General features: G+C 67.3%; 21 protein-coding genes. 14 read left to right on the top strand and 7 right to left on the bottom strand.

Features of this window, described 5'->3' with window-relative positions; genetic code table 11:
- The first annotated feature begins 1 nt into the window (after position 1).
- The gene (locus QM693_RS06110) at positions 2–2,341 is read left to right on the top strand and encodes a glycoside hydrolase family 65 protein (protein WP_283351811.1); all 2,340 of its coding nucleotides are present in this window, start codon (positions 2–4) and stop codon (positions 2,339–2,341) included.
- A gap of 90 nt (positions 2,342–2,431) precedes the next feature.
- A complete protein-coding gene (locus QM693_RS06105; RefSeq protein ID WP_283351810.1) occupies positions 2,432–3,265 on the top strand; it encodes a sulfurtransferase in 834 nt (277 codons plus the stop codon).
- Between the two features lie 7 nt (positions 3,266–3,272).
- Here the strand turns inward: QM693_RS06105 and QM693_RS06100 are convergent, their stop codons facing one another.
- The gene (locus tag QM693_RS06100) at positions 3,273–4,286 is read right to left on the bottom strand and encodes a cation diffusion facilitator family transporter (RefSeq protein WP_283351721.1); all 1,014 of its coding nucleotides are present in this window, start codon (positions 4,284–4,286) and stop codon (positions 3,273–3,275) included.
- The gene (locus QM693_RS06095; RefSeq protein WP_280780768.1) at positions 4,283–4,690 is read right to left on the bottom strand and encodes an ArsR/SmtB family transcription factor; all 408 of its coding nucleotides are present in this window, start codon (positions 4,688–4,690) and stop codon (positions 4,283–4,285) included. The genes QM693_RS06100 and QM693_RS06095 overlap by 4 nt, the downstream gene beginning before the upstream one ends.
- A 117-nt stretch (positions 4,691–4,807) precedes the next feature.
- Here QM693_RS06095 and QM693_RS06090 point away from each other — a divergent pair, with 117 nt between their 5' ends.
- Genes QM693_RS06090 through QM693_RS06080 form a run of 3 tightly spaced genes read left to right on the top strand, consistent with a single transcriptional unit; the run spans position 4,808 to position 7,718 of the window.
- Complete coding sequence (locus QM693_RS06090) at positions 4,808–5,317, top strand: MarR family winged helix-turn-helix transcriptional regulator (protein WP_016883656.1); 510 nt, start codon at positions 4,808–4,810, stop codon at positions 5,315–5,317.
- A complete protein-coding gene (locus tag QM693_RS06085) occupies positions 5,314–7,257 on the top strand; it encodes an MDR family MFS transporter (protein ID WP_283351720.1) in 1,944 nt (647 codons plus the stop codon). The genes QM693_RS06090 and QM693_RS06085 overlap by 4 nt, the downstream gene beginning before the upstream one ends.
- Positions 7,258–7,262: 5 nt before the next feature.
- The gene (locus QM693_RS06080) at positions 7,263–7,718 is read left to right on the top strand and encodes a GtrA family protein (protein ID WP_005238131.1); all 456 of its coding nucleotides are present in this window, start codon (positions 7,263–7,265) and stop codon (positions 7,716–7,718) included.
- Positions 7,719–7,750: 32 nt separating this feature from the next.
- Here the strand turns inward: QM693_RS06080 and QM693_RS06075 are convergent, their stop codons facing one another.
- A complete protein-coding gene (locus QM693_RS06075) occupies positions 7,751–9,163 on the bottom strand; it encodes an alkaline phosphatase PhoX (protein ID WP_283351719.1) in 1,413 nt (470 codons plus the stop codon).
- A gap of 192 nt (positions 9,164–9,355) precedes the next feature.
- Here QM693_RS06075 and QM693_RS06070 point away from each other — a divergent pair, with 192 nt between their 5' ends.
- The 3 genes from QM693_RS06070 to QM693_RS06060 are packed head-to-tail and all read left to right on the top strand — an operon-like array spanning position 9,356 to position 11,207.
- Positions 9,356–9,673, top strand: coding sequence for an ArsR/SmtB family transcription factor (locus tag QM693_RS06070; RefSeq protein ID WP_005573288.1), 318 nt, complete (start codon positions 9,356–9,358; stop codon positions 9,671–9,673).
- Positions 9,670–10,170, top strand: a complete 501-nt coding sequence (locus QM693_RS06065; RefSeq protein ID WP_283351718.1) for an SRPBCC family protein — start codon at positions 9,670–9,672, stop codon at positions 10,168–10,170. The genes QM693_RS06070 and QM693_RS06065 overlap by 4 nt, the downstream gene beginning before the upstream one ends.
- 53 nt (positions 10,171–10,223) lie before the next feature.
- On the top strand, positions 10,224–11,207 hold the full coding sequence (locus QM693_RS06060; protein ID WP_061043871.1) for a sigma-70 family RNA polymerase sigma factor: 984 nt from the start codon (positions 10,224–10,226) through the stop codon (positions 11,205–11,207).
- Positions 11,208–11,210: 3 nt separating this feature from the next.
- Here QM693_RS06060 and QM693_RS06055 read toward each other — a convergent pair whose 3' ends face one another.
- On the bottom strand, positions 11,211–11,615 hold the full coding sequence (locus QM693_RS06055; protein ID WP_025432041.1) for a VOC family protein: 405 nt from the start codon (positions 11,613–11,615) through the stop codon (positions 11,211–11,213).
- A 96-nt stretch (positions 11,616–11,711) separates the two neighbouring features.
- On the bottom strand, positions 11,712–12,383 hold the full coding sequence (locus QM693_RS06050; protein WP_283351717.1) for a type 1 glutamine amidotransferase: 672 nt from the start codon (positions 12,381–12,383) through the stop codon (positions 11,712–11,714).
- A gap of 334 nt (positions 12,384–12,717) precedes the next feature.
- Here QM693_RS06050 and QM693_RS06045 point away from each other — a divergent pair, with 334 nt between their 5' ends.
- Positions 12,718–14,109: a WS/DGAT/MGAT family O-acyltransferase gene (locus QM693_RS06045; RefSeq protein ID WP_283351716.1), complete on the top strand. Its 1,392-nt coding sequence runs from the start codon at positions 12,718–12,720 to the stop codon at positions 14,107–14,109.
- Positions 14,110–14,111: 2 nt separating this feature from the next.
- Here the strand turns inward: QM693_RS06045 and QM693_RS06040 are convergent, their stop codons facing one another.
- Complete coding sequence (locus QM693_RS06040) at positions 14,112–14,408, bottom strand: Rdx family protein (protein WP_011597547.1); 297 nt, start codon at positions 14,406–14,408, stop codon at positions 14,112–14,114.
- Positions 14,409–14,546: 138 nt separating this feature from the next.
- Here QM693_RS06040 and QM693_RS06035 point away from each other — a divergent pair, with 138 nt between their 5' ends.
- Complete coding sequence (locus QM693_RS06035) at positions 14,547–14,672, top strand: hypothetical protein (protein ID WP_005257351.1); 126 nt, start codon at positions 14,547–14,549, stop codon at positions 14,670–14,672.
- Between the two features lie 40 nt (positions 14,673–14,712).
- Here the strand turns inward: QM693_RS06035 and QM693_RS06030 are convergent, their stop codons facing one another.
- Entirely contained in the window at positions 14,713–15,486 is a 774-nt protein-coding gene (locus tag QM693_RS06030) for an alpha/beta hydrolase family protein (protein WP_283351715.1), read from the bottom strand.
- 137 nt (positions 15,487–15,623) lie between these two features.
- On the opposite strand from QM693_RS06030, the gene QM693_RS06025 reads away from it, so the two are divergent.
- From QM693_RS06025 to QM693_RS06010, 4 genes are read left to right on the top strand one after another with little or no spacing between them, the layout of a single operon-like run.
- A complete protein-coding gene (locus QM693_RS06025) occupies positions 15,624–16,601 on the top strand; it encodes an ABC transporter permease (RefSeq protein ID WP_280780759.1) in 978 nt (325 codons plus the stop codon).
- Positions 16,598–17,524, top strand: coding sequence for an ABC transporter permease (locus QM693_RS06020; RefSeq protein ID WP_283351714.1), 927 nt, complete (start codon positions 16,598–16,600; stop codon positions 17,522–17,524). The genes QM693_RS06025 and QM693_RS06020 overlap by 4 nt, the downstream gene beginning before the upstream one ends.
- Positions 17,521–19,377 carry a dipeptide ABC transporter ATP-binding protein gene (locus tag QM693_RS06015; protein ID WP_283351713.1) on the top strand — a complete coding sequence of 619 codons (1,857 nt, stop codon included), beginning with the start codon at positions 17,521–17,523 and terminating at the stop codon, positions 19,375–19,377. The genes QM693_RS06020 and QM693_RS06015 overlap by 4 nt, the downstream gene beginning before the upstream one ends.
- 30 nt (positions 19,378–19,407) lie before the next feature.
- A complete protein-coding gene (locus QM693_RS06010; RefSeq protein WP_283351712.1) occupies positions 19,408–21,093 on the top strand; it encodes an ABC transporter family substrate-binding protein in 1,686 nt (561 codons plus the stop codon).
- Positions 21,094–21,121: the final 28 nt, after the last annotated feature.

The raw sequence follows: 21,121 nt of genomic DNA, 5'->3' as shown, positions 1-21,121 counted from the left end.
CATGGACGACAAGGGCTACGAGATCTCGCCGTGGCAGCTGCGCTGGCGCGGACTGGATCTGGAGGCACTGCACGCCACCGAATCCACCTTCGCACTGTCCAACGGACACATCGGGATTCGTGGCACGTTCGAGGAGGGTGAACCGCGCGGTCTCCCCGGCACCTACCTCAACGGGTTCTACGAGCAACGTCCCCTGCCATACGCGGAGGCGGGTTACGGCTACCCCGAAGACGGGCAGACCGTCGTGAACGTGACCGACGGCAGCATCATCCGCCTGCTCGTGGAGGACGAGCCCATGGACATGCGGTACGGGAGTGCACCGGCGCACGAGCGCGTCCTCGACTTCCGCTCGGGCACCCTGCGCCGCACCACCGAGTGGACGTCGCCGACCGGACGCCGCGTGCGAATCCATTCGGAACGACTCGTCTCGTTCACCTCGCGTGCGGTCGCCGCCATCCATTACGAGGTCGAGCCGCTCGACGGGGACATCGAACTCGTCCTGCAGTCGGATCTGCTCGCCAACGAACACATCCCCGCCCGCACGGACGACCCGAGAGTCGCTGCCGCCCTGGACACTCCATTGGTCTCCGATTTCGCTGCCGCCCACGACTTCAGGGCGGTACTCGCCCACCACACGCGTGCGTCGGGCCTGCGCATGGCCGCGGGGATGGACCACGAGGTCGACTACCCCGCCAACGGGCGGTGCAGCATCGAGACCGAAGAGGATCTGGCCCGGCTCACCGTGGCCGTCGACATCCCCCAGGGTGAGCGCCTGAAGGTGACGAAGTATCTGGCGTACGGATGGTCGGCACGGCGGTCGACTCCGGCCCTGCGCGGCCAGGTGGAGGGGGCGCTCGCCGGAGCACTCGAAACCGGCTGGGACACCCTGCTGAAACGCCAGCGCGAGTACCTCGACGCCTTCTGGGAGACGGCGGACGTCGAGATCGACGGCGACGCGGAACTGCAGCAGGCGGTGCGGTTCGCGCTGTTCCACGTGCTGCAGGCCGGTGCCCGCGGTGAATCGCGGGCGATCCCGGCGAAAGGCCTGACCGGGCCCGGGTACGACGGTCATGCGTTCTGGGACACCGAGTCATTCGTCCTCCCCCTGCTCACGTACACGGTGCCGGACTCGGCCCGCGACGCACTGCGCTGGCGGCACTCCACGCTCGACAAGGCGAAGAACCGCGCCGTACAACTGGGGCAGGCAGGCGCCGTGTTCCCGTGGCGCTCGATAAACGGCGAAGAATGCTCCGGCTACTGGCCCGCGGGAACCGCGGCCTTCCACGTGGGTGCCGATGTCGCCGCGGCCACGTCCCGGTATCTGGCCGCGACCGGAGACGAGGAGTTCGAAGCCGAATGCGGCGTCGAACTGCTCGTGGAGACCGCCCGGCTGTGGACGTCGCTCGGCCACCACAATGCGCAGGGCGAGTTCCGAATCGACGGCGTCACCGGGCCGGACGAGTACACCGCCGTCGCCGACAACAACGTGTTCACCAACCTCATGGCGCAGAAGAATCTGCACGACGCGGCGGCCGCCTGCGAGCGACGCCCCGGCCTGGCGCGCGAGCTCGGTGTGGACGACGAGGAAGCAGCGCTCTGGCGAGACGCCGCCGAGCACATGCGCATTCCGTTCGACGACGCTCTCGGCGTCCACCAGCAATCCGACGCCTTCACGCACCACGCCGAGTGGGACTTCGAAGGCACACCACCCGAGCACTATCCGCTGCTGCTCCACTACCCGTACTTCGACCTCTACCGCAAGCAAGTGGTGAAGCAGGCCGACCTGGTGCTGGCGATGTATCTTCGCGGCGATGCCTTCACGGACGAACAGAAGATCGCCAATTTCGCCTACTACGAGGCCCTGACGGTTCGGGATTCGTCCCTGTCGGCGTGTGTGCAGTCCGTGATGGCCGCCGAGGTCGGGCAACTTCAACTCGCCTACGACTACCTCGCCGAGGCCGCCCTGACCGATCTCCACGACCTCCATGCCAACGTGGAGAACGGATTGCACATCGCCTCACTCGCCGGAACGTGGATGGCGTGCGTCGCGGGATTCGGTGGAATGCGCGATCACGGCGGCAACATTTCGTTCGCACCGCGGATCCCACCGCAGCTGGTCAATCTGTCGTTCCGGATGACGGTGCGGGGCAGCCAGATCCACGTGGACGTCCGCGCCAAGACCGCAACCTACCGGCTTCTGTCCGGCGAACCTGTTCAGCTCGCCCATCACGGCAGCCCGTTCACTCTCGACTCCTTTCCGGTGACGCGGCCGATCCCGGAACTGCCAATTGCCGCGCCTGTGCGGCAACCGTACGGGCGGGCACCCGTGCGTCGGGGCTGACATGACACCCGGCCAGCCCGAACACCGCGGCCGCGAGCAGCAGCGCGGCACACCGAACCTGCGTTGTGCGACAGTGGTGCGATGAGCACTGTGGTGACGATCGACGAGTTGGCGGAATCGCTGAACAGCGCTGCTCCGCCGGTCCTTCTCGACGTGCGGTGGGCGCTCGGCGACACCGAAGGCAGGCAGCATTACCTCGACGCGCACATTCCCGGTGCCGTGTTCGTCGACCTGGAGACCGAACTGGCCGCCCCTGGATCCCCGGAACTGGGCAGGCATCCCCTGCCGACGGTGACGGACCTCCAGGACGCCGCGCGCCGGTGGGGTGTCCGGGCCGGCAGCCCTGTCGTGGTCTACGACGCCACCGGGAACCTTGCCGCCGCGCGGGCGTGGTGGGTGCTGCGCTGGGCCGGAGTTGCCGACGTGACGATGCTCGACGGTGGTCTCGGCGCGTGGACGTCGGCGGGCCATCCCGTCCGATCCGGCGACGAGCACCCACCACTGCCCGGTGACGTCGTTCTCACTGCGGGCCACCTGCCGACGCTGACCGCGGACGAGGCCGCCGAATTCGCCGACCACGGCCACCTTCTCGATGCGCGTGCCGCCGAGCGGTATTCGGGCGCGACCGAACCCATCGATCCCCGCGCCGGGCACATTCCCGGTGCCCGCAGCGCCCCGACGTCCGAGAATCTCGGGCCCGACGGACGGTTCGCGCCTGCCGAGGTGCTGCGCGAACGATTCGCCGCGGTCGGCGTCGAGCCCGGACGTCCCGTCGGCGTGTACTGCGGATCGGGTGTGACGGCGGCCCACCAGGTTGCGGCGCTGGCGCTCGCCGGCATCGACGCCGCCCTGTATCCGGGGTCCTGGTCGCAGTGGTCGTCCGATCCCGGGCGGCCGGTCGCCACCGGCCCCGACCGGCGATGAAAGCGAGTCACGCCGTCTGACCGACCGCCTCCGCGTCGTGCGCCGGATAGGCGTGGATGAGGGCGGTACTCAGCTTCGGAACCGCGTGGGTGAGTGTGTGTTCGGCGGTGTGCGCCACGCGGTGCGCGTCGCGCAGGCTGGTCGAGGGATCGACGTCGAGTTCGGCGTCGGCATGCAGGTGGTGGCCGATCCACCGCATCTTGACGCTGCGCACCCCGACCACCCCCGGTTCGGCGGCGAGGGCCCGTTCGGCGGTGTCGACGAGTTCCGGGTCGACGCCGTCCATCAGCCGCCGGAACACGTCGCGTGCCGCGGTCCGCAGCACCAGCAGGATCGCGGCCGTGATGACCAGGCCCACCACCGGGTCGGCGAGAGGAAGCCCGACCGCGACGCCGCCGGCGCCCAATACCACGGCGAGGGAAGTGAATCCGTCGGTCCGTGCGTGCAGCCCGTCGGCGACGAGCGCGGCGGAGCCGATCCGCCTGCCGACCCGGATGCGGTACAGCGCCACCCACTCGTTGCCGGCGAATCCGATGACACCGGCGAGGGCCACCCACCCGAGGTGGTCGATGGGCACCGGATCGAGGAGGCGGCGGGTCGCCTCCACACCCGCGACGACCGCGGACAACGCGATCATCACCACGACGAACAACCCAGCCAGGTCTTCGGCCCGGCCGTAGCCGTAGGTGAATCGCCGGGTGGCCGCCCGCCGTCCGAGGGCGAACGCGATCCACAGCGGAATCGCTGTCAGCGCGTCGGAGAAGTTGTGCACGGTGTCGGCGGCGAGCGCGACGGACCCGGACAGCGCCACCACCATCACCTGAGCGAGGGCGGTGACTCCCAGCACCACCAGGCTGATCTTGACCGCCCGGATCCCGATCTCGCTCGCCTCGAGCGCGTCGTCGACGCTGTCCGCGGAGTCGTGGCTGTGCGGGGCGAAGATCTCGCGGATCGCCCCGCGGACGCCACCCGAATCTCCGTGGCCGTGGCCGTGCCCATGGGAATGTCCGTGGCCGTTCACGAGCCGTCTCCCTCCGCGGCGAGGTCCGCGTCGTCGTGGATCACCTGCAGATCGCCGGTGGCGCGGTGATGTCCCGGGATGCCGGGGCCCGCGTGCTCGGCATTGAACACGGCGTCGGTGACCAACTGCTGCACGTGCTCGTTGGCGACGCTGTAGTAGATGGACGTTCCCTCCCTCCGCGTGCGCACCAGCCGCGCCATCCGGAGCTTCGCGAGATGTTGCGAGACGGACGGTGCCGGCTTCCCCACCCGTTCGGCCAGCTCGTTCACCGACAGCTCGCCTCCCACCAGTTGCCAGAGCACCTGCACCCGGGTGGCGTCGGCGAGCATGCGGAAGACCTCGACCACCAGCCCGACCTGGTCTTCGTCGAGTCGGCGCCGACAAGCGCGCTTATCTGCATTCATACGCAGATAATAGGTCACTTTGTTTTGTGATGCATCAGACACCGAATCGACTTACTTGCTTGCGCTAACGATGTATATAGTTGCTTGCATCAAGTAAGTCGTCCTTCAGGGGTTGCCATGTCCGTCTCGTCAGTGCCTACCGTGCCGTCCGTATCTCTCGGCACCACCGAAGCGCTCATCGACGAGGTCTTCCTCTTCGGCCGCGTGCTTCGCGACGCCCTGGTGTCGGAAGGCGACGGTCACATCCCGCGCGCGTTGACGGGGGTCCTCCTCGTCCTCGCGGCTCGGGGGGAATGCCGGCAGAACGAACTCGCCACCGAACTGTGTGTCAGCCAGTCCTCACTCAGTCGCCAGATCACCGATCTGGTGGACGTCGGCTACGTCACCCGCCACTCGGATCCCGCCGACGGACGCGCATTCCGAATACGCGTGTCGCCGGAGGGAATGGCGTACGTCAAGCACGTGAGAACACAGCGAGCGGCACGAATGCAGAAGTTGATGACCGGCTGGAACGAAACCGAGGCAGCGATTGCCCTCGAATCCATCCGGCACCTGAAGGAAACACTCTTCGATCCAGAGCACCGGATCGTTACGAGCTCGAACCCGATTGGAACACAAAGCGTATGACCGAAACACAGACTCGGCCGCCGGTTGAAGAAACGACGGCCATGACGCACCGCCAAATCCTCGAAGCCCTCACGGGCCTGCTCGCCGCGCTGTTCACCGCGCTGCTGAGCAGCACGATCGTCGCCACCGCTCTCCCCACGATCATCGGTGACCTGAAGGGCACGCAGACCGCGTACGCCTGGGTCATCACCAGCGCGCTGCTCGCCAACGCCGCCTCGACACCCATCTGGGGCAAGCTCGCCGACCTGTTCAACAAGAAGGTCCTCGTCCAGAGCGCGATCGTCATCTTCGTCATCGGTTCGGTGATCGCCGGCTTCGCGCACAACGTGCCGATCCTGCTCGCCGCACGCGTCATCCAGGGCATCGGCATGGGTGGCCTGACGGCTCTCGTCGTCGCCATCATCGGCACGATCGTCGCTCCCCGTGAGCGCGGCCGCTACTCCGGCTACATGGGTGCCGTCATGGCCGTGTCGATGTCGGGTGGCCCGATCCTCGGCGGCGTCATCGTCGACAGCCCCCTCGGCTGGCGCTGGTGCTTCTTCGTGTGCGTGCCGCTCGCCGTCATCGCACTGTTCCTGCTGCAGCGCACCCTCCACCTCGCGACCGAGAAGAAGGACGACGTCTCCATCGACTGGCTCGGCGCCCTGCTGCTGACCGCCGGTGTGTCCATCCTGCTGATCTGGGTCTCGTTCGCCGGCAAGGCCGGCTACTACGAGTGGTTCTCCCGTGAAACGGTCATGTACGTCGGATCCGGTGTGCTCCTGCTGGCCGCGACGATCCTCGTCGAAGCCAAGGCCAAGTCGCCGATCATCCCGCTCAAGATCGTCACGGAGAAGACCACCGGACTCGCCATCATCGCGTCCGTCGCCGTCGGTGTCGGAATGTTCGGTTCCACCACGTTCCTCGGCCAGTACTTCCAGACCTCGCGTGGCTACACCCCCACGATGGCCGGAGTGCTCACGATCCCGATGGTCGCCGGCATGCTCCTCGGCACGGTCGGATCCGGACAGCTCATCACTCGCTTCGGCAAGTGGAAGCCGTTCGTCGTCGGCGGCGCCGTCCTCATGATCGTCGGCTTCGGATTGCTCGGCACCATCGATCACGAGACCAGCCTGACCCTCGTCGGCGCGTACATCGCGATCATCGGTCTCGGCATGGGCATGCTGATGCAGAACCTGGTCCTCGCGGTGCAGAACACCGTCAGCGTCCAGAACATCGGTGCGGCATCCAGCTCGGTCGCCTTCTTCCGGACCTTCGGTGGCGCGATCGGCGTCTCGGTTCTCGGATCGGTGCTGGCCACCCGCGTCGCCGACCTGTCGGCCGACGGTTTCGCGAAGCTCGGCATCCCCACCGGGTCGAGCAGCGGCGGCGGAAGCCTGGACCTGACGTCCATGCCCGCTCCGGTGCAGGGTGTCATCCGCGCCGCATACGGAGACGCGACCGGCCGGATCTTCCTCATCGCCGCCGCCGTCGCCGTCATCACCCTGATCGCCGTCATCCTGCTGCCCAACCGCCCGCTGCGTCGCACCATCGACCTGTCGAGCGAGCAGGAGCCCGTCCAGGAACCCGAGTACGCCCCCGTTCCGGAGTACGCACTCGAGCCCGACACGGCGCCGATCCAGTCGTCCGAGGTCCGCGGCGGCAGGCACGAGGCCCCCGCCGATCAGCGGCAGCCCTTCGCGGGGTTGAGCGCCGACGCCCGGGACCGTCTCCTGTCCATGCTTCTGCCCCAGCCGGAGCAGACGCTGGAAGCGATCGACGAAGCGGAGAAGATCCGCGACGAGGTCAACCGCCTGCGCAACGATCTCAACGCCAAGCTCGTCGAATTCGACGCGGTCTGGGATCGCCTGCGCGAGCTGGGACTGAGCGAGGAGCAAGTGGCCGGCGTCCTCGGCGGCGGCCACGTGACGGACACCGGCAACGGTGCCCTCATCCGCTGAATGAGATGATCGTTCAGTTCCACGACGCCGTCGGCCCGCCCACGTATCCCCCTCTACGTGGGCGGGCCGGCGGCGTGTTCGCTCAATTGACCCGGTTCACGCTGGTGGGCACGTCGAGCAACGTGCTCTACGCTCTCGCGTTCTTCACCCTCGACATGTACGGGTCGTTCGTCGCCAACCTCGTCGGCGTGGTGACCAGTTCGATGCTGGCCAACGAACTCCACCGGCGGCTCACCTTCCGTGCCGTGGACCGCGTCCGCTGGTTCGTCGCACAGTGGGAAGGCGGAACCCTCGCGCTGATCGGCCTGGCCGTCAGCTCACTCGCGCTCGCCCTCCTGCACATGCTCTTCCCCGGCGCCGACGGTCCGGCGCAGGTCGCGCTCGTCATCGCCGTCAGCGCCGTCGTCGGCGGGCTGCGGTTCCTCGCACTCCGCGGTTGGGTTTATGCCTCCGGCCCGTGAGTACTTGTTAACCGCCCGTGGTTAACAAGTACTCACGGCAGGGGACGGTGCCACGGACCCGTGATCGCCAGTGTCAACCCCGGCGACTGGATGTTCGCGAACAGGATCTTCCCGTCCGCACTGAATGCCGGACCGCAGAATTCGCTGTCGTTCAACTCGTTCCGCGCCATCGCGAACGGCTCACCCTCCGCCGTGACGCCCACGAGGTGGCTGATCCCTTCGCCGTCCTCGGCGAGGATCACGCCGCCGTACGGCGAGACGGTGATGTTGTCGGGCCCGTCGTAGTTTCCGGTGTCGACCGCGGGATCGGGATTGACGCCGAACAGGGTCTTCAGCGTGACGGTCTGCTTCGCCGGGTCGTAGAACCACACCTGGCCGTCGTGCTCGGCGACGCTGCCGTCGCTGGTCCGTGCGTAGCTCGCGACGAAGTAGGCACCGCCGTCGCCCCACCACTGTCCCTCCAGTTTGCGGCTCCGGGTGACGACGTCGTTCCCGAACTGCTCACGCACCGGCGTGCTCGTCGCGTCACGGTCCGGCACACCTACCCACTGCACGGCGTACACGGTTCCCGGCTCGGTGGCCTGCGACAGGTCGGGGACGTGCGTTCCGCCCTGGAAGCACGCCATCGCCTGGAGAGCGCCCGCGGCGTCGCCGCCCGGAGACTGCGCGAGTTCGCGCAGCGCGTTCGGCCCGCCCCGGAAACCCTGCGGCGGCGTCCACCGGTAGTACAGGCCGTTCGGCGCGGACGCGTCCTCCGTGAGATAGATGGTGCTCGACGCCGGATCCACCGCCACGGCCTCGTGCGCATACCGGCCGAGGAACTTCAGCGGCACAGGACTTTTGCCCCTGTTCGCGTCCCGACTCGCCGGGTCCACCTCGAAGACGTAGCCGTGGTCGAGCAGGAACCCGTCCTCCCCCGCGCGCGCCTCCGTCTCCTCGCAGGTCAACCACGTCCCCCACGGGGTGATGCCGCCCGCGCAGTTGTTCACGGTGCCCGCGACGCTGACGTACTGGCCCTGCCGTGCGCCATCGGCGCCGACCGCGGTCGTGGTCGTACCGCCGCGCGCGCCCGCGTCGTACGTCAATCCGTCGAGAGCGGGCACACCGAACGGTTCGTCGCTGCCGATCTCGTGATTGGTGACGAGTGTGGAACCGCCGGGTCGCGCGAACACCCCGATGGCGTCGGGATCGCTCGGCACCGGTACGCCACCGTCCAACTGCGTCTCACCCGACCGGGAGACGACGGTGTACGAAAAACCCACCGGGAGCGAGAGAATGCGGTTCGGGTCGGGTACGAGCGGTCCGTAGCCGATCGCCTGTCCCGGCGCCGCGGACGCGAACGCCGGCCGGACGAGGGCGTCGACGCTTCCGGCGAGTGCCACACCGAGGCCGGTGAGCGCGGTGCGACCGAGGAACCCGCGGCGGTTGAGTGGTGCAGTGGACACTGTCTGAAACCTCCATGGTGACGAACCGGGACCCTCGGACGGTAGGGACCGGACTGCCCTGGTTCGTGGACGCACCGTGGCGCGCGCGTGAACCGGGCGAAAACTTCCCCTGTGAGTACTTGTTAACCGCCGGCGGTTAATAAGTACTCACAGGCGTTGACATGTGACTAAATGGTCACCTATTGTCGATTCATGGACGACGATCACGTCTTCAAGGCGCTGGCCGATTCCACCCGCCGCCTGATACTCGACCGATTGTTCGCCCAGGATGGTCAGACGCTCACCGAACTCGAGTCGCAGGTCGAGATGACGCGATTCGGGGTCATGAAGCATCTGCGTGTGCTCGAAGACGCGGGACTCGTCGTCACGCGCCGCTCCGGCCGGGAAAAACTTCACTACCTCAATCCTGTGCCGATACAGCTGATCCACAACCGGTGGATCGACAAATACACCGAGCGTCACACCAGTGCGCTCGCTCAGCTGAAAGCCGAACTGGAGGAAGAGAAATGACTACCGCTGACGCATTCCAGATCTACGCGGTCTATATCAAGGCGACGCCGGAGGCCATCTGGGACGCCATCACCAAACCCGAGTGGTCGCAGCAGTACGGCTACGGCGGTCTGGTCGACTACGACCTCCGCGCGGGCGGTGCGTTCCGATCGCGCGCGGACGACGCGATGAAGGAATACCCGGGCGTGCCGGACGCGATCGTCGACGGCGAGGTGATCGAGTCCGATCCGCCGAAGAAGCTGGTGCAGACGTGGCGGATGCTGATGGACGCCGACAACGTGGAGGGTTTCACCACCCTGACCTACGAGATCATGCAGTCGAGCCGCCCCGGTGTCGCGAAACTGACTGTCACACACGACCTCACCAACGCACCGGGCCTGGCCGAGATGGTTGCGGGCAGGCGCGAGTCCGAGGGTGCGGGCGGCGGCTGGAACGAGGTGCTGAGCGGAATGAAGACGCTGCTCGAGACGGGGCAGCCGATGGTGAACTGGGGCTGAACGCCGGGCGCGAGGGCCCGACATCTGTCGGACGGCCGCAGTAAGCTCCAACCATGACGGCTGCGCAGTCGCTCGACGGGGATTTCCTCGCACTCGCCGACCCTTACCGGCGCGAGTTGCTCGCCCATTGTTATCGCATGATGGGCTCACTTCACGACGCCGAAGACCAGATGCAGGAGACCTTCATCCGGGCCTGGCGGGGGTACGACGGCTACCAGCAGCAGGCGTCGCTGCGGACGTGGCTGTACAAGATCGCCACCAACACGTGCCTGACGGCCCTGCAGAGTAAATCCAAGCGTCCGCTGCCGAGTGGGCTGGGCGCGCCCGACTCCGACCCGACCGCCGACCTCGTCGAACGACACGAGGTGCCGTGGCTCGGACCGCTCCCCAACCGCCTCATCGACGACGACGCGAACGATCCCGCCACCGTCGTGACGTCGCGCGAGTCGGTGCGGCTGGCGTTTATCGCCGCCCTTCAGCATCTTCCTGCACGTCAGCGTGCGGTTCTCGTCCTCCGCGACGTGTTGCAGTGGAAGGCGTCGGAGGTCGCGGCGGCTCTCGGTACCACCACGACGGCGGTCAACAGCCTGCTGCAGCGTGCACGTGCGCAACTCGAACTGGCCACGCCGACGGCCGACACTCTCGTGGAACCGGAATCACCCGAGGAGCGCGACCTCCTCGACCGCTACGTCGCCGCGTTCGAGGACTACGACATCGACGCGATCGTCGAACTGTTCACCAAGGACGCCGTCTGGGAAATGCCCCCGTTCGACGGCTGGTATCGCGGGGGCGCCTCGATCGGCACCCTGATCAGCGGAAACTGTCCGGCCAAGGGGCCGGGCGACATGCGCCTGCTGCCCACGGCGGCCAACGGACAGCCGGCCCTCGGCCTGTACATGCGCGGGGAGGACGGCGTCCACCGTCCGTTCCAGCTCCACGTCCTGGACGTCACGGCTGACGGGGTCTCCCATGTCGTCTGCTTCTTCGACGTCGATCTGTTCGAGAAGTTCGGACTAGCGGAGACCCCGCCCACCTGACCCCTACGCCGGCACGGCGGCCGGATCCATCCACATGACCTCCCAGACGTGACCGTCCAGGTCGCGGAACGCGCGTCCGTACATGAAGCCTTCGTCCTGGAGCTTGCCCCACGACGTCCCGCCGGAGGCGAGGGCCTTGTCGACGAGGCGGTCGACCTCTTCGCGGCTGTCGGCGGAGATACAGATGAGGGCCTCGACGGACTTCGAGGTGTCGCAGATGCCGCCCTCGATGAAGTCCTTGAACCGGGACTCGACGAGGAGCATCACGGACGTGTACTCGTTGATCACCATGGCGGTGCAGGAGTCGTCGCTGAACGTTGAGTTGAACTCGAAGCCGAGTCCGGCGAAGAACGTCTTGGTCGCGTCGAGGTTCTTGATCGGCAGGTTCACGAAGAGCATCCGGGACATGTGATTCTCCTTCTCGGGTTCCGCGCAGTGCGGAAGGTCATCGGTACAGACCGCGGCGGTGCGCAAAACTCATCGGCGACCGCTCGCCCGCTCCTCTCAGCTGTCGGCGAGGTCGAGGAACGAGCCGATCATGATCCGTCCGGCCGCTTCGACGTCGTCCAGGTGTTCCCCCGACGGCGCGGTGCCCGGCGGCATGTGGGCGTGCATCACCGGCAGCTGCGCGCGGGTCAGTTCGACGTGGAACTGCAACCCGTACGCCCGGCGGCCGATCGCGAACGCCTGATTCTCGTAGAGGTGACTGCTCGCCAGCCCGACCGCGCCGGCGGGGAGGTCGAAGGTGTCGCCGTGCCAGTGGACGACGGGCACCTCGGCGCCGGCCGAACCGAAGACGGGATCGCGCGTCCCGTCCTCGGACACCGTGACCGTCCCGGCGCCGTTCTCCGGGGTCGGCCCCCGGCGGATCGCGCCGCCGAACGAGGCGGCGAGAAGCTGCGCGCCGAGGCAGATTCCCAGCATTGGAAGTCCGGCGTCCACAATTTCTTTGATGAAGTTTCGCTCTCGTGGAAGTTGCGGGTGGGTAACGTCATCGCGTGCACCCATCGGACCGCCCATCACCACGAGGCCGCCGATGTCGTGAACGGCCGGCAGTTCGGACGCCCGGTACATGGGGTACTCGGTGTAGCGAATTCCCCGCTCCGCCAGCAAAGTACCGACGAGTGCCGGCCCTTCGAACGGCACGTGCTTTACAACCGCCCAGTGCTTGTTCATGCCACAATTCTTACCGAGTAGGGACTTTCGGCCCTATGCAGGCCGGGATTCGCGAATTCCGCACTGAGTGCACAAAATTCGGATGTTCACACGGAGTTCATGTTCGGTGTACTCCACCCGAATGACACCATCCAAACTGGACGCTTGTCTAGTGGCATGGCTCACGCGAAACCTGTAGAAATACGACGTCACGCTTTCGTGACCCGTCCCATATCAATTAGTTATCCGGTGGTGGTCCCTGACAAACGGAACGTCACCATCTCCCGTTACCTCAGACCACAGACGAGCCCTCCCGCGATCCGGGAAGTCGTCTACGGGATGGAAAGGGCCCTAGATGCCGCTCCCCATGTCCCCTCTCGACTCGATGTTCCTTCTCGGCGAGTCCCGTGAGCACCCGATGCATGTCGGCGGCGTAGAGATCTTCCAGCTCCCGGAAGGCGCCGACACCTACGACATGCGCGCGATGCTCGACCGCGCCCTCGCCGACGGCGAGGGGATCGTCACGCCCCGGCTCGCCAAGCGAGCCCACCGGTCCTTCTCGACGCTCGGTCAGTGGAGCTGGGAGACGGTGGACGACATCGACCTCGGTCACCACATCCGGCACGACGCGCTGCCCGCCCCCGGAGGCGAGGCCGAGCTGATGGCACTGTGCTCGCGGCTGCACGGCTCGCTGCTCGACCGCAGCCGCCCGCTGTGGGAGATGCACCTCATCGAGGGACTGAGCGACGGACGGTTCGCGGTCTACACCAAGATCCACCACGCGGTCGCCGACGGCGTCACCGCGATGAAGATGCTGCGCAACGCGCTCAGCGAGAACTCCGAGGACCGGGACGTGCCTGCCCCGTGGCAGCCGCGGGGACCGCGGCCGCAGCGGACGCCGTCGAAGGCGTTCAGCCTGTCGGGTCTGGCCGGTTCCACGTTCCGCGCGGCCCGCGACACCGTCGGTGAGGTCGCCGGGCTCGTGCCCGCGCTCGCCGGCACCGTGTCCCGCGCCTTCCGCGACCAGGGCGGCCCGCTCGCCCTGTCCGCACCCAAGACCCCGTTCAACGTGCCGATCACCGGTGCCCGCCAGTTCGCGGCGCAGTCGTGGCCGCTCGAACGTCTCCGGCTCGTCGCCAAGCTGTCCGACACCACCATCAACGACGTCGTGCTCGCGATGTCCTCCGGGGCGCTCCGCAGTTACCTCGAGGACCAGAACGCGCTGCCCGCCGAGCCGCTGATCGCGATGGTGCCGGTGTCGCTGAAGAGTCAGCGCGAGGCGTCGAACGGCAACAACATCGGGGTGCTCATGTGCAACCTCGGCACCCACCTCCCCGATCCGGCGGATCGCCTCGACACCATCCGGACGTCCATGCGCGAGGGCAAGGAGGCGTACGAGACGATGAGTGCGACGCAGATCCTCGCGATGAGCGCTCTCGGCGCGGCACCGATCGGCGCGAGCATGCTGTTCGGGCACAACTCGCGGGTGCGCCCGCCGTTCAACCTCATCATCTCCAACGTTCCGGGCCCCAGCTCGCCGCTGTACTGGAACGGGGCGCGACTCGACGCGATCTACCCGCTGTCGGTGCCCGTCGACGGCCAGGGCCTGAACATCACCTGCACCAGCAACGACGACATCATCTCGTTCGGGGTCACCGGCTGCCGCAGCGCGGTGCCCGACCTGAAGTCGATCCCCGCCCGGCTGGGGCACGAACTGCGCGCCCTCGAGCGCGCGGTCGGAATCTGACCCTAGGGACTCTTACGGTCGCTGTGCCCGAGGTGGCGGTCTGGTGCCACCCGGTCCCGGACCAATTGCTTGAGCACGGTGATGTCGGGGAAGCCGCCCTGCTCCTTGCGGTCCCAGATCAGTTCGTCGTCGACGGTGATGCGGAAGATCCCGCCGGTGCCGGGGACGAGCGCGACCTCGCCGAGTTCCTGCCCGAACGTGCCGAGTAGTTCCTGCGCCATCCACGCTGCGCGTAACAGCCACTGGCACTGGGTGCAGTAGGTGATCGCGACCCGGCCGTCCGTGCTGCTCGTCGTCATCGTGCCAGGTTAGCCGAACGTGCTCCCCCGCTTGCGGTTCGAGTTGCGCGGAGGACACCTGTTCGTCATGCGGACGTCAGCATCGTGAGGCAGACTGTCGATCGCCATGCTGTGCCACCTCGACGAAAGGAAGCCGCCATGTCCACCGCGCTCGAAGAATCGCGTCGCCACGCCATCGAGCTGACCAACGAGAAGATCCAGGCCGTCAAGGACTTCTTCACCAACATCTTCCGCCTGGACACCACGCACCGCACCGAGGCCTGAACAACGGGGGGAGGTCTTCGCCGAGAAGGCCTCCCCGTGTTCACCGGATCCTCTCGAAGAACTGCACGACCTCCGCGGTGCGGAAGTGGTCTTCCGAGACGTGCGGTCCGCTCACCTCGACGAACTCGACGGCGTCCGAGCCTCGACGGAGCATCTCGACCCACGGTCCCGTGACGCCGGCGATGTTCGCCACCTCGTCCTCCCGCGACGCGTACACCCGAATCGGCACTCCGACATAGTCTCCCGGCTCGTGCCGGACGGCGTCCCAGCGCTCGGTCTTCGATTCGAGGTCGTGCCCGTCTGCGGACACGCCGAAGGCGTCCCGCACGGTGTCGCGTCCGTGTTCGCCCCGTTCCCACACCGCGCGCAGCGACAGCGACGGAGCGATGAACACGGCTCCGTCCCACACGACCTCCCTCAGGCGTACGGCGTTGGCGGCGGCGTTACCGCCCATCGATTCGCCGATCAGGAAGCGGCGTGTCACCGGCCACCGATGCGACACCCACTCGTCCAGTGCGACCACCGCGTCCTGCGCCGGCCGGTTTCCCCACTGGTCGCCGTGCAGGTAGGGGCTGGCGACCAGGTAGCCGGCGTCCAGCAAGCCGTCCCGCAGGCCGGCGCGGTCGCCGATCGACCTCTCGTCCCCCGTCCGCCCGTGCAGGTAGTACGCGACCGCGGACGGCGTCACCCCGCGCGGCACCGCGACCACCGCACGATCGCCGGAGCGCGGGACCGTCACCGCGTGCTCGTCGTACGTCGTGAGGTGTGCCGTGCGCCGCGTCAGCGGTTCGGCGGACCCGGCACGAAGTATCACCCCGCCACGCTAACAAGCGGGGACGCGACGTGCCTGGCGGCGATCTCCGACCCGGCGCCGGTTTCGCCGAGACGAGCTGACGTCCGACGCCACGCTCCTATAATTTCAAGCCTGAGCCCTAGTTGCGAGGGGGACGGATGGCCGGCTTCCTGCTACGACGAGCGCTCAACTACGTGGTGCTGTTGCTGCTGGCGTCGTTCCTGACGTTCAGTCTCGCCTCGCTCACGTTCCGTCCGCTCGACAGCCTGGAGCAGCGCAATCCGCGGCCACCGCAATCGGTGATCGACGCGAAGGCCGCCGAACTGCATCTGGACGATCCGATCCCGGTGCGGTACGCGAACTGGCTGGGCGGCGTGGTCCACGGCGACTTTGGCACCACCATCACGGGTCAGCCGGTGTCGGACGAGCTGGGTCGCCGGATCCTGGTGAGCATGCGGTTGCTGATCCTCGGTTCCGTGATCGGAGCGGTGCTGGGTGTTCTGATCGGCGCCGCCGGTGCGATCCGGCAGTACAAGTTCAGTGACTATTTCAGCACCGTCCTGTCGCTGCTGATTCTCAGTGCGCCGGTGTTCCTCGTCGCGACCCTGCTGAAATACGGTGCTCTCCAGATCAACTCGGCCACCGGCAACCAGATCTTCCTGTACACCGGAGAATCCTCGGCCAGCACGATCACCGGGTTCTGGCCGCAGTTCGTCGACCGCGTGCAGCATCTCGTGCTGCCGACCATCGCGCTGGCGTTGGGCAGCATCGCCGGTTACAGCCGGTACCAGCGCAACGCGATGCTCGACGTTCTGGGGAGCGACTTCATCCGGACCGCCAGGGCGAAGGGACTGACCCGGCGGGCGGCACTGCTCAAGCACGGGCTCCGGACGGCACTGATCCCGATGGCGACGCTGTTCGCCTACGGATTCGGGGCGCTGGTCGTCGGCGCCACGTTCACCGAGACGATCTTCGGCTGGCACGGTATCGGCGAGTGGATCGTGATCGGCATCGACAATCAGGACACGAACATCGTCGTGGCGATCACGTCGTTCACCGGGCTGATCGTGCTGTTGTCGGGGCTGCTCTCGGACGTGGTGTACGCGGCGCTCGACCCGAGGGTGCGTGTCGGGTGACCGAGATCCAGATCGCGTCCACCGATGCGGCGGTGTCGGCCGTCGGTCGCCGGACCCTGCTGTGGCGGCGGTTTCTCCGGAACAAGCCCGCCATCGCCGGGGTGTGCGTCCTGGTGCTGCTGTTCGTGGGCAGTTTCGTCGGACCGTACCTGCTCCCCTACGACTATCAGCAACTCGACTACACCGCGCTGCTGCAGCCGCCCAGCGCCGAACATCCGTTCGGCACCAACCAGATCGGCCAGGACGTTCTCGCCCAGACGTTGCGCGGGCTGCAGAAGTCGCTGATCATCGGGATCTGCGTCGCGATCTTCTCCACCGCCATCGCGGCGCTCGTCGGTGCCCTGGCAGGGTATGTCGGCGGCTGGCCGGATCGGGTGATCATGTGGCTGGTCGACCTGCTGCTCGTCGTTCCCAGCTTCATCATCATCGCCGTGTTCACTCCGCGGCTGAAGTCCTCGAGCTCGATCGCCCTGCTGATCCTGCTGCTGGCGGTGTTCGGCTGGATGATCACCGCCCGGATGGTCCGGGGAATGACGCTGAGCCTGCGCGAGCGGGAATTCGTCCAGGCGGCCCGGTACATGGGCGCCCCCACGCACAAGATCATCACCAGCCACATCGTCCCCAACATCGCGTCGATTCTGATCATCGACGCGACCCTGAACGTCGGTGCCGCGATCCTCGCCGAGACCGGGCTCAGCTTCCTCGGGTTCGGTGTCCAGAAGCCGGACATCTCTCTCGGGTCGCTGATCGCCGACGGCACCGAATCCGCCCTCACCTACCCGTGGCTGTTCCTGTTCGCGGGCGGACTGCTGGTGATCACCGTGCTGTCGGCGAACCTGGTGGGCGACGGTCTACGCGACGCGGTCGACCCCAGCTCGACGCGCGCCCGGTCCCGCAAGCGGAAGAAGAAGGCGACGCGGTGACCGGGCGGCCGCTGCTCGAGATCGAGGACCTGCGGGTCAGCTTTCCCAGCGAGGAGGGCCGCATCGAGGCGGTCCGCGGTGTCGGCTACAGCGTCTCCGACGGCGAGGTGCTCGCCATCGTGGGTGAGTCGGGTTCGGGCAAGTCGGTGGCGTCCCTCGCCGTGATGGGTCTGCTGCCCGAGCACGCGCGCGTCACCGGCTCCATCCGGTTGCAGGGCCGCGAGCTGCTGGGCATGGGCGACAAGGAGCTGTCGGCGCTGCGCGGGAAGACGGTCAGCATGGTGTTCCAGGACCCGCTGTCCGCGTTGACGCCGGTGTACCGGGTCGGTGACCAGATCGCCGAGGCGCTGCTCGTCCACGGCCGGGCGAGCAGCAAGAAGGATGCCGCGCAGCGTGCTGTCGAGCTCCTCGACCTGGTCGGGATACCCGATCCGGAGGTGCGCGCCAAGGCCTTTCCCCACGAGTTCTCCGGCGGCATGCGCCAGCGCGTCGTGATCGCCATCGCCATCGCCAACGACCCCGCGCTGATCATCTGCGACGAACCGACCACCGCCCTCGACGTGACCGTGCAGGCGCAGATCCTGAACCTGCTGCGCAAGGCCCGCGACCTCACCGGCGCCGGCGTCGTGATGATCACCCACGACATGGGCATCGCCGCGACGCTCGCCGACCGCGTGGTGGTGATGTACGCGGGCCGGGTGGTGGAGTCGGCGCCGGTGCGCAAACTGTTCGCCGAGCCCCGGATGCCCTACACCGCAGGGCTACTCGTGTCGGTACCCCGGATGGATGCGCCGATCCGGAGCCGCCTGGTCTCGATCGCCGGTGCCCCGCCCGCGCTCCATTCGCTGCCACCGGGCTGCACGTTCGCGCCGCGCTGCCCGCTCGCGGTCGACGCCTGCCTGCTCGCCGAGCCGGAACTCGTCTCGACCGGACCCGGTCATCAGGCTGCGTGCATCCGCGTCGACGAGACGGACACCCGGGACCTGTTCACGGCGTATCGGCGGGACCAGCCGGCACCCGCCCCCACCGCGGAGACGGCACCCGAACAGCGGGTGGTGCTGCAGGTGACCGATCTCGTGAAGACGTATCCGATCACCAGCGGTCTGGTGTTCCGCCGCAAGCGGGGCGAGATCCGGGCGGTCGACGGCATCAGCTTCGACATCCGCGCCGGCCGCACGCTGGCGCTGGTGGGTGAATCCGGCTCGGGCAAATCGACCACGTTGACGCAGATTCTCGACCTGGCCGCGCCGGAAGCCGGTTCGATCGCGGTGCTGGGCGCCGACGTCGCGGCGCTGAGCCCACCTGACAAGCGTGCGATCCGGCGCAAGATGGCGGTCGTCTTCCAGGATCCGACGGCGTCACTGGACCCCCGGCTGCCGGTGTTCGACGTTCTCGCCGAGCCACTCCGGCTGGACGGTCGCAGGCGTGAGGAGGTCGGCCGCCGGGTGCCGGAGTTGCTCGACCTCGTCGGGTTGCGCCGCGAGCACGCCGATCGCTATCCGGCCGATTTCTCGGGCGGCCAGAAGCAGCGGATCAGCATCGCCCGGGCGCTCGCCCTCGACCCGGAACTGCTGATCCTCGACGAGCCGGTGTCGTCGCTCGACGTCTCGATCCAGGCCGGGGTGCTCAACCTCCTGCGCGATCTTCAGGAGCAGCGGGGCATGTCGTACCTGTTCGTCTCCCACGACCTGTCGGTGGTCCGCAACATCGCGCACGACGTCGCGGTGATGTACCAGGGCAGAATCGTCGAGTCGGGGGACGCGCAGACGATTTTCGAGGATCCGCAGCACGAGTACACCCGGGCGCTCCTCGAGGCAATTCCCGTTCCGGATCCGACGTTTTTGGCACACTAGCCTCAGCGAACTTCGAGGAAGGGCACCCCCATGAGGATTCGTTCGGCGCGCACCCGCCTCGCGGTATCGGTCCTGGCCCTCGGCCTGTTTCTCGGTGGCTGCGGGGGTTCGGACACCGGTGATGTCGAGGCCGGATCCGGGTCGATCGGCACCACCAACGACATCAACCCGCACGACCCCAGCGAGCTGCGCGACGGCGGAAACCTGAGGTTGGCGTTGTCGGGTTTCCCCCCGAACTTCAACACGCTGTCCAACGACGGCAACGACACCGAGATCGGCGCCATGCTGAAGCCGATGATGCCCCGCGCGTTCAGCACCGACGCCTCGGGAGCGCTGTCGGTGAACCACGACTACTTCACCGACGTCGCGCTCACCGGCACCGATCCCCAGCAGGTCACGTACACGATCGACCCGATGGCGGTGTGGTCCGACGGCACCCCGATCACGTGGGCGGACATCCAGTCCCAGGCCGCGGCGCTCAGCGGTGAGAACAAGGACTTCCTGATCGCGAACACGTCCGGGTTCGAGCGGGTGGACAGGGTCGAGCGCGGCGTCGACGACCGTCAGGCGGTGATCACGTTCGCCGAGCCGTACGCCGAATGGAAGGGCCAGTTCGCGGGCAATTCGATGCTCTACCCGAAGTCGGTGACCGCGACCCCCGAGGCGTTCAACGAGAGTCTGCGCGACGGGGTCACGCTGACGTCGGGACCGTTCCGGATCGCGTCGATCGACAGGGCGCAGAACCGAATCACACTGGGCCGCAACCCCGCGTGGTGGGGCAACACTCCGAAACTCGACACCATCACCTACAGCGTTCTCGACGACGCCGCGCGCATTCCCGCTCTGCAGAACAACGAGATCGACGCGTCCGGACTGGGCACCATCGACGAGGTGAAGACCGCACAGGGTTCGGCAGGAATCGCGATCCGCCGGGCGCCGGGAAACCAGTTCTCGCACATCACGTTCAACGGCGCGGAGGGATCGATCCTCGCCGATCCGGAATTGCGGGTGGCGCTGTCCAAGGGCATCGACCGGCAGGGCATCGCGACCGCGATCCAGAACGGTCTGGTCGACGATCCCCAGCCGCTGAACAACCACGTCTACCTCAACGGTCAGGAGGGCTACCAGGACAACAGCGCAGCCGTCTCCTACGACCCCGAGGAGGCCGCGAGGCGGCTCGACGAACTCGGCTGGACACTCAACGGCGAGTTCCGGGAGAAGGACGGGCGCAGGCTCGAGATCCGCGACGTGATGTACCAGTCGACCACCTGGGTCCAGATCGCGCAGATCCTTCAGCAGAACCTCGCGCAGATCGGCGTCAAACTGAACATCGACACCCGCGGCGGCACCGGATTCTTCACCGATGTCATCCAGCCCGGCGACTTCGACATCGCCCAATTCTCCTGGGTGGGTGACCCGTTCCCGCTCAGCGGCCTGCCCCAGATCTACGCGTACAACCCCGACGACCTGCAGGGCAACTACGGCCGGATCGGTTCGCCCGAACTGAATGCGCTGATCGAGCGGACGATCTCGGAACTCGACCCGCAGAAGGCGATCGAACTGGCCAACGAGGTGGACACCGCGGTGTTCGAGGAGGGGTTCTCGCTGCCGCTGGTGCAGGCGCCGGGCAATGTCGCGGTGCGCGACAACCTGGCGAACTTCGGTGCCGCCGGCCTTGCGTCCTACGACTACACCACGATCGGCTTCCTGAATTAGCGGGTTCGTGGCCGTCCGCTATCCCGTT

Origin of the sequence: Rhodococcus sp. IEGM 1305, from assembly GCF_030058635.1 — a bacterium.
Taxonomy (GTDB): Bacteria; Actinomycetota; Actinomycetes; order Mycobacteriales; family Mycobacteriaceae; genus Rhodococcus_F; species Rhodococcus_F opacus_D.
The sequence above is the reverse complement of the archived record's forward strand: the minus strand, read 5'-3'. Positions and strand labels throughout refer to the sequence as shown.